Source organism: Halomonas sediminis (genome assembly GCF_044871105.1).
Classification (GTDB): Bacteria; Pseudomonadota; Gammaproteobacteria; order Pseudomonadales; family Halomonadaceae; genus Vreelandella; species Vreelandella zhuhanensis.
On sequence record NZ_CP085246.1, the window covers coordinates 1,146,194 to 1,157,784 of the forward strand.

10 protein-coding genes are annotated in these 11,591 nt (G+C 57.9%); 6 read left to right on the top strand and 4 right to left on the bottom strand.

The window, feature by feature from the left end:
- Positions 1 to 76 precede the first annotated feature (76 nt).
- Entirely contained in the window at positions 77 to 733 is a 657-nt protein-coding gene (locus LG290_RS05575) for a LysE family translocator (protein ID WP_499836590.1), read from the top strand.
- 58 nt (positions 734 to 791) lie between these two features.
- On the opposite strand, the gene LG290_RS05580 is transcribed toward LG290_RS05575, so the two are convergent.
- The gene (locus LG290_RS05580) at positions 792 to 2,741 is read right to left on the bottom strand and encodes a transglycosylase SLT domain-containing protein (RefSeq protein ID WP_499836592.1); all 1,950 of its coding nucleotides are present in this window, start codon (positions 2,739 to 2,741) and stop codon (positions 792 to 794) included.
- 99 nt (positions 2,742 to 2,840) lie between these two features.
- On the opposite strand from LG290_RS05580, the gene LG290_RS05585 reads away from it, so the two are divergent.
- The 4 genes from LG290_RS05585 (at position 2,841) to sixA (ending at position 6,929) form a co-directional block, all read left to right on the top strand.
- Entirely contained in the window at positions 2,841 to 3,182 is a 342-nt protein-coding gene (locus LG290_RS05585; protein WP_160417090.1) for a YkvA family protein, read from the top strand.
- Positions 3,183 to 3,330: 148 nt separating this feature from the next.
- The gene (gene htpG, locus LG290_RS05590; RefSeq protein ID WP_499836593.1) at positions 3,331 to 5,235 is read left to right on the top strand and encodes a molecular chaperone HtpG; all 1,905 of its coding nucleotides are present in this window, start codon (positions 3,331 to 3,333) and stop codon (positions 5,233 to 5,235) included.
- A gap of 114 nt (positions 5,236 to 5,349) precedes the next feature.
- Positions 5,350 to 6,417, top strand: a complete 1,068-nt coding sequence (locus LG290_RS05595) for an NAD(P)H-dependent glycerol-3-phosphate dehydrogenase (RefSeq protein ID WP_499836594.1) — start codon at positions 5,350 to 5,352, stop codon at positions 6,415 to 6,417.
- A complete protein-coding gene (sixA, locus tag LG290_RS05600) occupies positions 6,414 to 6,929 on the top strand; it encodes a phosphohistidine phosphatase SixA (RefSeq protein ID WP_499836595.1) in 516 nt (171 codons plus the stop codon). Before LG290_RS05595 ends, sixA begins: the two co-directional genes overlap by 4 nt.
- An 84-nt stretch (positions 6,930 to 7,013) precedes the next feature.
- Here sixA and gatB read toward each other — a convergent pair whose 3' ends face one another.
- The 3 genes from gatB to gatC form a co-directional block, all read right to left on the bottom strand.
- Positions 7,014 to 8,468, bottom strand: coding sequence for an Asp-tRNA(Asn)/Glu-tRNA(Gln) amidotransferase subunit GatB (gatB, locus tag LG290_RS05605; RefSeq protein ID WP_499837040.1), 1,455 nt, complete (start codon positions 8,466 to 8,468; stop codon positions 7,014 to 7,016).
- The gene (gene gatA, locus LG290_RS05610; protein ID WP_499836596.1) at positions 8,468 to 9,928 is read right to left on the bottom strand and encodes an Asp-tRNA(Asn)/Glu-tRNA(Gln) amidotransferase subunit GatA; all 1,461 of its coding nucleotides are present in this window, start codon (positions 9,926 to 9,928) and stop codon (positions 8,468 to 8,470) included. The genes gatB and gatA overlap by 1 nt, the downstream gene beginning before the upstream one ends.
- 63 nt (positions 9,929 to 9,991) lie before the next feature.
- A complete protein-coding gene (gene gatC, locus LG290_RS05615; protein ID WP_499837041.1) occupies positions 9,992 to 10,279 on the bottom strand; it encodes an Asp-tRNA(Asn)/Glu-tRNA(Gln) amidotransferase subunit GatC in 288 nt (95 codons plus the stop codon).
- 241 nt (positions 10,280 to 10,520) lie between these two features.
- Between gatC and LG290_RS05620 the strand changes: the two genes are divergently transcribed.
- The gene (locus tag LG290_RS05620) at positions 10,521 to 11,558 is read left to right on the top strand and encodes a rod shape-determining protein (protein ID WP_160417085.1); all 1,038 of its coding nucleotides are present in this window, start codon (positions 10,521 to 10,523) and stop codon (positions 11,556 to 11,558) included.
- The last annotated feature ends 33 nt before the right edge of the window (positions 11,559 to 11,591 follow it).

Below are 11,591 nucleotides of genomic sequence, written 5' to 3' on the forward strand. Positions count from 1 at the left end.
GAAATCGTCGGGGCGTCCAGAAACACCGCAGCTAGTTTGCGTTAGTCTTCATCTGCCACATGAGTGAGAAGAGAAAATGACACAGCTGAGTTTGTTCGATGCGCAGTTTATTCCGTTCGTGATAGCCATCACGTTGCTGACGCTGAGTCCGGGGGTCGATACCCTGCTGGTAATCAGAAATACCGCCCGGGGCGGGGTTCGCGACGGTGTACTGACCAGTGTGGCCATTTGCTGTGGTTTGTTCGTGCATGCGGCGATCTCGGCCTTGGGAATCTCCTTGATTCTGTTGCAGTCGGCCTGGGCGTTCAATTTGCTCAAACTCCTCGGTGCCATTTACTTGATTTGGCTGGGCGTGGTCAGTCTTTTGGCGGCACGCAGAGGGCAACCCCTGCCGGTGGCTAGTGTGATTCAGGACGCTGCTCCGGTCTCATTGTGGCGTCCGCTTAGGGAAGGGTTCGTCTCCAATGTGCTCAACCCCAAGACCGTGGTGTTCTACATGGCATTTCTTCCCCAGTTCATAGCGCCGTCCGATCCGGCCCTGCTCAAGTCGTTGTGGCTGGCAGGGGTACATTTCATCATCGCCAATATCTGGCAAATCAGTGTGGTAGTCATGGTGGGAAGCGCCGGGCGATGGCTGGGAAGCGCTCGCTTTGCCCAAACACTCAATACAGTCACCGGCGGTGTGTTGATAGCACTGGGGATGCGTTTAGCATTCGAGCAGCGCCCGGTGTGAAACGGGCGCTGTGTATCCGTGCAGAAATGGCTAAAGAGTGAGAAGGGGAGCGTAAAGGCTAGCGTTGCACCAGCAATGAGCGGTCGTAGCGTCCTTGCTGTTCGGCGGCGCTGAGCAATGACACGCCCTGAGTATCGCCCGCATTGGCCAGGCTCTCGAAGATGACGCGATAGCTCAGGATAGCCTGGACGTAGTCGCGTGTTTCCCAAAACGGAATGCTTTCCACAAAAAGATCGAAGGCTTCCGGGCCATCGGTTAACCAGCGGTCGACCCGGCTGGGTCCGGCATTGTAAGCGGCGGCGGCCGCCAGACGGTTGTTCTGGTAGCGTGCGAGCTTATCGCGCAAATAAGTGCTGCCCAGACGTATATTGATCGCCGGGTCGAGGATTCCGTAAGGTCCCGGATCGGATATTCCCACCTCGCGGCTCACTTGGCTTGCGGTACCCGGCATCAGTTGCATCAACCCGCGAGCCCCGGCGGGAGAAAGCGCATCGGGATTGTAGGCGCTTTCGCGGCGGGTAATCGCCATCAACAGATAAGGGTCGACCCCGGTGGCATTGCCCCAATGCAGAAACTCATTGCGATAGGCTTCGGGAAAGCGCCAGTCCAGCGCGTCCCACAAATCGGCAGCGATGGTGGTCTGTACCAGACGCGCATGCCAGCCCCGCTGAGCGGCATAGTCGGCAAGGGCGCGGGCCTGTTCAGGTGAGGCATTGCGTACCGCGTATAACCATTCGCTGTTGGCTAGCCCCGGCTCATCGATGCGCAATAGCGCCTCGGTACGTTTGACCACTGGCAGTTTGGCAATCGCCTGTCGAGCGGAGTCATCGACGTGGTTACGTTCCAGGTTGAGTTGAACGGGCTGACCGAGCCGCTCGGACGCGGCAAACCCGTAAAAATTTCGCTCTTTCGCCGCCTGCTGATAGCGTGTCTGGGCTGCCTCGGGGTTGCCTAGCTGCTCATGGGCACGCGCCAGCCAATACTGCCAACGGCTATCTTGCTGTTCGTCTGGCACCATGAGTGCAACCCAACGTATTACTGCGGGCCAATCCTGGTCGGCCAATGCACGACGCACACGTAACTCCAGTACACGCTGGCTATCAAGGGTAGGCAAGATGCTATCGACCCAGGACTGCGCCAGGGGCACCTCACGAACCAAGGCATAAAAGGCCAATTCCTCTTCGATATCGCGCTGGACGCTAGTGCTCAGGGTCAAATGGGGGGCGATGCGTTGCCAAGTGGATAAGGCGGCGGCGGTATCGGTGCGAGTGAAGCCGCGCATGGCCGTTTGGTAAAACATCGCGGTACCTGAGCACTGCGGGCCGATACAGCGTGGTGTCTGGTCCAGCGCAGTATAATCCTTCTTAACCGTCTCGGCATTTTCCAGGGCGGTCTGCCACTGGCTATCGAGCAAGCGCCCGAGATAGGTCATCAAGCCGGTTTCTCCCGCCTGCCAAGCAAGCATCTTGCGTTCCCAGATATCGGTAGCCGCAATGTCGCCGCTGGCTCTCAAACGATCAAAGAGCGCATTACAGGCATCGGGTTGTGATTTGCCGACGCGCCATAGCTTGCGTCCCCCTTCAATCGCTTGCTGAGGCTGGGTGCCGACCAGGGCCGTGTAGTAATGGCATTGGCGTGCGGCACCGGCAGGAGGGCCGTCCGCTACCGCCAGCAGGCTGCCAAAGCGTCCGGCATCACCATAGCGGCTGATGGCCTGGCCACGCATCCATTCGCTCAGGGGTGAGTCCTGGTGGCGTTGGATGAAACCCAGGATCTGGCCGGGTTCCGCTTGGGGTAACCGGCTGCGAAGGCGATGATATTCCACATATCCGCTCAGCTCATGGTCGGCCAGGTCGGCGCTATTCACGTCTTGCCATTGCTGGTTGCGTGCAGCTTCCAAAGCGTCGCGCATGGTTGAATCAGAGGCTGCCTGTGAGGTTGTCGAGGCGCCTAGCAGCAAGCCGGCGCAGAGCACCCAGGCAATTTTTTTCAACGGTAGGACGGGCATGAGCGATTCCTCTGGAGCATAAAGACAGGAGCCCCTCCACTGAACTTCGGAGGGCGAAAAAGTTCTGATATTCACATCTGAGACGGAGAATTCAATACGATGACCCCATTATCCACGTGGTGGCTCTGGCGTCGCCTTAAATCCCGCAGTTGGGCACTTAAGCGCATTGCGCGTGCCCTAAAGCTGTTTTTCCCCATGACGCGCGACGTGGTTCGCGGTGATTTTCGGCCGGTGCCCTGGAAGGCTTTCGGTTACATGGCGGCGGCTTTAGCTTACCTGGTGATGCCGTTCGATCTGATTCCCGATTTTCTGGTGCTGATAGGCCTGGTGGATGATGTGTTCATCGTTGGTTGGTTGCTCAATCAGGTGGATAAACACCTGGAACAGTATCGTGTCTGGAAAACTGCCTTAGATTCGCTTGATTCTACAGATTCGCAGTAACGCAAGCGCTCATAGTGGATTGAATCATTGCTTGAAAAGTCGTCACCCACCCCCATATCACGCTCAGGTTTTTACGCCGCAACATCATGACGATTGTCATCCGGTCATGATGTGCCGCTCCTCCCCAATGATAGACGAGGACTGATGCATGACGACTGCAACACATGAAGAAACGCTGGGTTTCCAGACCGAAGTCAAACAGCTTCTGAATTTGATGATTAATTCCCTGTATTCGAATCGGGAGATTTTCCTGCGTGAGCTGATTTCCAACGGTGCCGATGCCTGCGACAAGTTACGCTACGCCGCTCTCGACAACGATGCGTTGTATGAAAATGATAGTGAACTGCGTATCGAGATCGAACACGATCATGACACCAATACCGTGACCGTGCGTGATAACGGGATCGGCATGAACCGTGATGAGGTGATCAGTAACCTGGGCACTATCGCACGCAGCGGTACCGCCGAGTTTCTTCAGCAGCTTTCCGGTGAACAGCAAAAAGATGCCAATCTGATTGGCCAGTTCGGGGTCGGCTTCTATTCTTCCTTCATCGTCGCCGATGAAGTCACCGTTCGCACGCGCAAGGCGGGTAGTGACCATGCTGAAGGCATCGAATGGCGCTCCAAAGGCGAAGGTGAATTCACCGTTGCGCAAATCGAGCGCGAGCTCCACGGTACGGAAATCATCTTGCACCTGAAAGAGGATGCCCGGGAATTTGCCGACGATTATCGGTTGCAGGGGCTGGTGCGCAAATATTCGGACCATATCGAAGTGCCGGTGCGCATGCCCAAGCTCGAGACGGCCAAGGACGATGAAGGCAACCCCATCGAGGGCAGCGAAGTCGTCACCTGGGAGACCGTCAATGAAGCGACGGCCTTGTGGGTGCGCCCCAAGAGCGATATCAGTGACGACGAATACAAGGCCTTCTACAAGCACGTCGCCCACGACTTTAACGATCCGCTGACCTGGAGTCACAACAAGGTGGAAGGCAAGCTTGAGTACACAAGCTTGCTGTACGTTCCCAGCCGGGCACCGTTCGATCTTTACGAGCGTGATGGCGCGCGTGGCGTGAAACTCTATGTACAGCGCGTATTCATCATGGACGACGCCGAGCAGTTCCTGCCGTTGTATCTGCGCTTCATCAAGGGGGTGCTGGATACCCGCGATCTGTCGTTGAACGTGTCCCGCGAATTGCTCCAGCAGGATCCTAAGGTTGACAAGATCAAGGGCGCCTTGACCAAGCGTGGGCTGGACATGCTCGAGAAGCTTGCCAAGGACAAGGAGCAGTATCAGACCTTCTGGAATACCTTTGGCAGTGTGCTCAAGGAAGGCCCGGGTGAAGATGCCGCCAACCGCGAAAAGATCGCCAACCTGTTGCGCTTTGCCACGACGCATACCGACATCGCGATCCAGAATCAATCGCTTGCTGATTATGTCGAGCGAATGAAGGAAGGCCAGCAGAAGATCTATTACATCGTGGCGGATAGCTTCAATGCCGCCAAGAGCAGCCCGCACCTGGAAATTTTCCGCAAGAAGGGCATCGAAGTGCTGTTGCTCTCGGATCGTGTCGATGAGTGGCTGATGAACCATCTTACCGACTTTGACGGCAAATCCTTTGCCGACGTGGCCAAAGGTGAACTGGATCTCGGCGATGTAGAAGATGAGGAAGAAAAGAAGGCCCAGGAGGAAACCGCCAAATCCAAGGAAGACCTGGTCAAGCAGGTCAAGGCTGCCTTGGGAGCTAGCGTGCAAGAGGTCAAGGTGACGAATCGTCTGACCGATTCTCCCGCCTGTGTGGTGTTGCCCGAGCATGAAATGGGCTTTCAGATGCGGCGTATCATGGAAGCGGCTGGCCAGACCTTGCCTGAGGTCAAGCCGATTCTGGAACTCAACCCCTCGCATCCTCTGGTGGTGCGTCTGGAAAGCACCGAAGGCGAACGTTTCATCGAGCTTGCGCACATCCTGCTTGATCAGGCGATCATCGCCGAAGGCGGCCATCTCGATGACCCTGCAACCTATGTCAAACGCTTGAATAGCTTGCTGACTGCCTGATGTATTGCTAATGCCTATTGCGGCCCGCTTGGATCACCAAGCGGGCCGTTTGTTTTGATAAGGTAGATAATAAAATAGACACTTCGTTAAGTGAGATAGCTTCAGGAAACCGTCATGTCTGAGCAACAGATCAAGGTCGCCGTGTTGGGCGGCGGAAGTTTCGGCACCGCGCTGGCGAGCATTGCTGCCGACAATGGCGCTCGGGTGCGCCAATGGATGCGGGACGCGGCGCTGGTTGAGCAGATCAACCGCGAACATCGAAATGGGCGCTATCTACCCAATTACGCCATGAATCCGGCGGTCGAAGCATCGACCGAGATGGCTCAGGTGCTCGAAGATGCCGAGCTGGTACTGATTGCGATTCCCTCAAAAGCGTTTCGTAGCGTGGTGCAAGCTGCCAAGCCCTGGCTCAAACCGGAGCATATTCTGGTAAGTACTACCAAGGGTATCGAGCAGGATAGCTTTTTGCTGATGAGCCAAGTGCTTGAGCAGGAAACCCGCTTTACCCATATCGGGGTGATCGCCGGCCCCAACCTGGCTTCGGAAATTGCCGACAAGCAACTCACGGCTACCGTCATTGCCAGCTACGATGCCCTGACCCGCACTCGTGTCCAGCAGGCGCTTGGGTGTGGTTATTTTCGCGTCTACGCCAGCAACGACCGCCATGGGGTCGAGCTGGCGGGGGCGCTTAAGAACATCTACGCGATTGCAGCCGGCATGGCGGCTGCACTGGGCATGGGTGAAAACACCCGCAGCATGCTGATGACAAGAGCCTTGGCGGAGATGAGTCGGTTTGCCGTGGTTCAGGGTGCCAATCCCATGACGTTTCTCGGTTTGGCGGGTGTAGGCGACTTGATCGTCACCTGTTCTTCCAATCTCTCGCGTAATTATCGTGTGGGCTACGCCCTGGGAAAGGGTGATTCGCTCGAGCAGGCAGTCGAGTCTCTGGGCCAGGTCGCCGAAGGGGTCAATACCGTGCGCCTGGTATGCGCCAAGGCACGCGAAGCGGGTGTTTACATGCCGCTCGCCGAAGGCCTTTATAAAGTATTGTTCGAAGGCGTTCCCGCTCGTGACATGGCGGGTTACTTGATGCTCGGGGAGCAAAGCAGTGACGTGGAGTTCATCCTGCCTCGAGAGGCAGTCCAGCAAGCCCATCGTGAATCAGGCGAGTGGCGTGAATGAATAACCGCCGTATCAAGATGAATGGAGATGCTACCAATACGTTATTGATCATGCGACATGCAGAGGCTGCCATGGGCGTGCCGGATGTAGAACGTCGCTTGACGCTGCGCGGTGCGCAACAGGCTGAGCATATGGCCGCCTGGCTGGCTGGGCGCGCTGAGCAGGGCGAATTGGCAGGGCTGCGGCTTCTGGCAAGCCCTTATCATCGTGCCCAGCAAACCGCTCAGGCGGTCGGTAAAGCATTGAACGTAACGGTGGAAACGCTGGGACTGATCACGCCCGAGGATAACCCGTGCGAGGTCAACGAATGGTTGCTTGCCCAGCCGGAACGCCAGCCGTTGCTGCTGGTGAGTCATATGCCGTTGGTGGCTGAGCTGACCGGCTTGATGGTGGAAGGGCGGCTTGGCTGCGGGCCGGGATTCTCACCCGCCGCGATCGCCGAACTCAAGGCCGAGGTCTGGGCGTCGGGCTGTGCCACCTTGGCCGGTTTTTTCCAGCCCGAGTTGCGCTGAACGCCAAAGGCCGCCGCACGTCATGTTCGTGGCGACCTTTGGTTGTTTGCCGAAAAATTGTTTGCCGAGAAGAGTTTCGCTTGCTTACAGCAGAGCGTCGAGCTTCTCCTTGAGTAGCCCATTGACCTGCTGAGGGTTGGCCGTGCCGCGAGAGGCCTTCATTACCTGGCCGACGAAATAACCGATCATCTTGCCGCGTTTTTCCGGTTCGGCATCGCAGTACTGGGCGACCTGGGCGGGACTGTCGGCGATCACTTGGTCAATCATCGCTTCGATGGCGCCGCTGTCGGTGACCTGCTTCAACCCTTGGGCCTCAATCACGTCATCAGCCGAATGTCCCTGGCCGTTCCAGAGTGCCTGGAAGACTTGCTTGGCGGCCTTGCCGCTGATGGTGTCGTCCATCACTCGGCTAACCAGCTCCCCCAGTTGGCGAGCGGAGACCGGGCTTTGGGTAATCACCAGGTTCTCACGATTGAGCGCGCCGGAAAGCTCCCCCTGTACCCAGTTGGCCGCCTGTTTGGCATCGCCGCACACGGTTTTCACTTCTTCGAAGTATTCGGCCATGTCGCGGCTGGCCGAAAGCACGCCAGCGTCATAGGCAGAAAGCCCCAGCTCACGCTCGAAACGTTCACGCTTGGCGGCGGGAAGTTCCGGCAATTGGCCACGCAGATGCTCCACGTAGGCTTGATCAAGCACCACCGGCAAGAGGTCAGGGCAAGGGAAGTAGCGGTAGTCGTTGGCTTCTTCCTTGGTGCGCATGCTACGGGTTTCATCACGTTCAGGATCGTACAGCCGAGTTTCCTGGATGACCTTGCCGCCATCCTCGATCAGCTCGATCTGACGCTCGACCTCGAAAGCGATAGCGCGCTCGACGAAGCGAAAGGAGTTGACGTTCTTGACTTCCGCGCGGGTGCCCAGGCTGGCTTGACCCTGAGGACGTACCGAGACGTTGACGTCGCAACGCATCGAGCCTTCGGCCATGTTGCCGTTGGAGATGCCCAGATAGGTCACGATCGAGTGAATGGCCTTGAGGAAGGCGGCGGCCTCCTTGGCGTTGCACATGTCGGGTTCGGAGACGATCTCGAGCAGTGGAGTGCCGGCGCGGTTCAGGTCGATCCCGGTCATGCCGTGAAAGTCTTCATGTAATGATTTCCCGGCATCTTCCTCCAGGTGGGCATGATGAATGCGGATGGACTTGGTGCTGCCATCCTCAAGGCTGACTTCCACTTCCCCCGGGCCCACGATGGGGTGATACATCTGGCTAGTCTGGTAGCCCTTGGGCAGGTCCGGGTAGAAGTAGTTCTTGCGATCGAACACCGATACCTCGGGAATCTGTGCATGAACCGCCAGGCCGAACTGTACAGCCATGGATACGGCTGCTTCATTGAGCACCGGCAGTACCCCTGGGAGCCCTAGGTCCACTGCGCAGGCCTGAGTGTTGGGCTCGGCGCCGAACGCCGTGGAGGCACCGGAAAAGATCTTGGAGCGGGTGGCAAGTTGAACGTGGACCTCAAGCCCGATCACGGTTTCCCATTGCATCATGCGTTCTCCTTGGCAAAGGCGGGGCGTTGGCGGTGCCAGTCGGTCGCCTGTTGGAACTTGTGGGCTACGTTAAGCAGTTGCGCTTCGGCAAAGTGGGTGCCTAGAATCTGCAAGCCTACCGGACGATTGCCGACAAACCCTGCCGGTACACTGATGCCGGGAATGCCCGCCAGGTTAACGGAAATGGTGTAGATATCCTGGAGGTACATCGATACCGGGTCTTTCTTGGCGCCGAGGTCGAAAGCCGGGCTGGGGGAGGCAGGCCCCATCAGAACGTCGACCTCTTCGAAAGCATCCAGGAAATCTTGACGAATCAAGCGGCGTACCTGCTGGGCTTTCTTGTAGTAGGCATCGAAGAAACCTTCGGACAGCGTGTGGGTGCCGATCAGGATTCGACGTTTCACCTCGTCGCCAAAACCTTCATCGCGAGAGCGCTTGTAGAGATCGGTCAAGTCCAGCGGGTTTTCGCAGCGATGGCCGAAGCGCACACCGTCATAGCGCGATAGATTCGAGGAAGCTTCCGCCGGAGCAATGACGTAATAGGCCGGAATCGCGTAATGCGTATGCGGCAGGCTAACCTCGCGTACTGTGGCACCCAGGGATTCATATACCCTGACTGCTTCGCGCACGGCAGCGGCTACGTCGGCATCCAGTCCATCGCCGAAATATTCCTTGGGCAGGCCGATCTTGAGTCCGGAAAGCGGCGCGTCGAGGGTTTCCAGATAATCGGGTACCCCGCGGGCCAGACTGGTGGAATCACGCAGGTCGTGGCCGGCGATATGATTCAGCAAGTGAGCGCAATCTTCCGCAGTGCGGGCCATGGGGCCTGCCTGGTCGAGGCTCGATGCATAGGCAATGATGCCATAGCGCGATACTCGGCCGTAGGTAGGCTTGAGCCCGGTGATGCCACAGAATGCCGCTGGCTGGCGAATCGAGCCGCCGGTATCGGTGCCCATGGCGGCGGGCACCAAACCCGCCGCGACCGCCGCGGCACTGCCGCCGGAGCTACCGCCGGGTACGGCGGAAAGATCCCAGGGGTTTTTCACCGGCCCATAGAAGCTCGACTCGTTCGAGGAGCCCATGGCGAACTCATCCATGTTGGTCTTGCCCAGTGACACCGTGCCGGCGGCATTGAGTTTTTCCACCACGGTGGCGTTATAGGGGGCAATGAAGGTATCCAGCATCTTCGAGCCGCAGCTGGTCTTGACTCCCTCGGTACAGAAGATGTCCTTGAGTGCTAGCGGGATACCCGTCAACAGGCCGGCATTGCCCTTGGCGCGGGCCTGGTCAGCGGCATCTGCCGCTTTCAGGGCCTGCTCGGCGGTCACTGTGATAAAACTGTTCAGTTTGCCGTCGAGGCGTTCGATACGTTGCAGATAATGGTAGGTCAGCTCGCGGCTGGAGAGCTCGCCGCCGGTCAAGGCCGCCGCGAGTTGGGTGACTGTCTTGTCATGCATGGCCCAGAGGCTCCATCAAGGTTGCCGAAGAAAAATACAGGCAGCAAAGGCGCGTGCTCGGCGTCATTCCACCACACGCGGGACGAGGTACAGGCCGTTTTCCACGGCGGGGGCCGAGTACTGGAACGTATCGCGCTGGCTTGACTCGGTGACTTCGTCGGCGCGTAAGCGCTGGGTGGCATCCAGGGGGTGGGCCAGGGGGGCAACGCCTTCGGTGTCCAGGCCCTGGAGTTGATCGACCATCTCCAGAATACGGTTCAGGTCGTCGACGAAGCCGCGAGCCTGGTCGTCACTGACAGCGAGCCGGGCCAGGTGCGCAGCCCGACGCACATGAGAATCTTCAAGCGCCATGATCGAAATGTCCTCGCGAACGTGGGTGAAAACACATCTCCAGACGAGATGTCGAAAAATCGTGGTCAAAAGATCCTGCTCGATGGTGACATCGACTATCACAGGAAAATAACCGCAAAAGGTACCACATATTGGCCCCAACGGGCAGCGTGGCACGCGACTCATGCTTGCTGCCGGGGGGTTGCGGTGATACCGTTTGCGTCCGCACAGGGTTCCCGGTCTGCACTAGGTAATAACGTCCATGTTCAAACGCTTGAGGGGGCTGTTCTCCAGCGATCTATCGATCGATCTGGGTACGGCCAACACACTGATTTATGTACGCGGTCGGGGCATCGTGCTCGACGAACCATCCGTGGTGGCCATTCGCCAGTCCGGTAACATGCGTAGCGTGGCCGCTGTGGGTACGGATGCCAAGCGCATGTTGGGACGTACACCCGGCAATATTACCGCGATTCGTCCCATGAAAGACGGGGTCATTGCTGATTTCACCGTTACCGAGCAGATGCTTCAACACTTCATTCGCAAGGTACATCAAAGCACCTTCCTGACGCCCAGCCCGCGTGTACTGGTATGTGTGCCATGCATGTCGACCCAGGTGGAACGCCGCGCGATTCGTGAATCTGCTGAAGGCGCAGGCGCCCGTGAAGTGTTTCTGATCGAAGAGCCCATGGCGGCAGCTATCGGAGCAGGCTTGCCGGTGGATGAAGCCCAGGGCTCGATGGTAGTGGATATTGGTGGCGGTACCACCGAAATTGCGATCATCTCGCTCAATGGCGTGGTGTATTCCGAGTCGATCCGTGTCGGTGGTGACCGCTTTGATGAAGCCATCACCGCCTATGTTCGGCGCCATTTCGGCAGTTTGATCGGCGAGGCCACGGCCGAGCGCATCAAGGAAGAGATCGGATGTGCCTACCCAGGCGGCGAGCTGCGCGAGATCGACGTGCGCGGGCGCAATCTGGCCGAAGGCATTCCGCGCAGCTTTACGCTCAATTCCCATGAAATCCTGGAAGCTTTGCAGGAAACCTTGGGGTCGATTATCGCCGCAGTGAAAAGCGCTCTGGAACAATCGCCCCCCGAGCTTGCCTCCGACATCGCCGAACGTGGCCTGGTGTTGACCGGCGGTGGGGCGCTGCTGCGTGACCTTGACAAGCTGATTGCCGAAGAAACCGGCTTGCCGGTGATCGTGGCGGAAGATCCTTTGACTTGCGTGGCACGCGGCGGCGGCAAAGCGCTGGAAATGATCGACCAACATGCTTTTGAGCTGTTATCCAGCGACTAAGCGTTTAACTGCATCGATCTAGATAGCGGTCAA

What these genes read in the sequence shown, in the direction of transcription:
- sixA (WP_499836595.1), top strand. Translation starts at nt 6,414, where the DNA reads ATGAATAACCGCCGTATCAAGATGAATGGAGATGCTACCAATACGTTA.
- LG290_RS05585 (WP_160417090.1), top strand. Translation starts at nt 2,841, where the DNA reads ATGACCCCATTATCCACGTGGTGGCTCTGGCGTCGCCTTAAATCCCGC.
- LG290_RS05620 (WP_160417085.1), top strand. Translation starts at nt 10,521, where the DNA reads ATGTTCAAACGCTTGAGGGGGCTGTTCTCCAGCGATCTATCGATCGAT.
- LG290_RS05575 (WP_499836590.1), top strand. Translation starts at nt 77, where the DNA reads ATGACACAGCTGAGTTTGTTCGATGCGCAGTTTATTCCGTTCGTGATA.
- htpG (WP_499836593.1), top strand. Translation starts at nt 3,331, where the DNA reads ATGACGACTGCAACACATGAAGAAACGCTGGGTTTCCAGACCGAAGTC.
- LG290_RS05595 (WP_499836594.1), top strand. Translation starts at nt 5,350, where the DNA reads ATGTCTGAGCAACAGATCAAGGTCGCCGTGTTGGGCGGCGGAAGTTTC.
- LG290_RS05580 (WP_499836592.1), bottom strand. Translation starts at nt 2,741, where the DNA reads ATGCCCGTCCTACCGTTGAAAAAAATTGCCTGGGTGCTCTGCGCCGGC.
- gatB (WP_499837040.1), bottom strand. Translation starts at nt 8,468, where the DNA reads ATGCAATGGGAAACCGTGATCGGGCTTGAGGTCCACGTTCAACTTGCC.
- gatA (WP_499836596.1), bottom strand. Translation starts at nt 9,928, where the DNA reads ATGCATGACAAGACAGTCACCCAACTCGCGGCGGCCTTGACCGGCGGC.
- gatC (WP_499837041.1), bottom strand. Translation starts at nt 10,279, where the DNA reads ATGGCGCTTGAAGATTCTCATGTGCGTCGGGCTGCGCACCTGGCCCGG.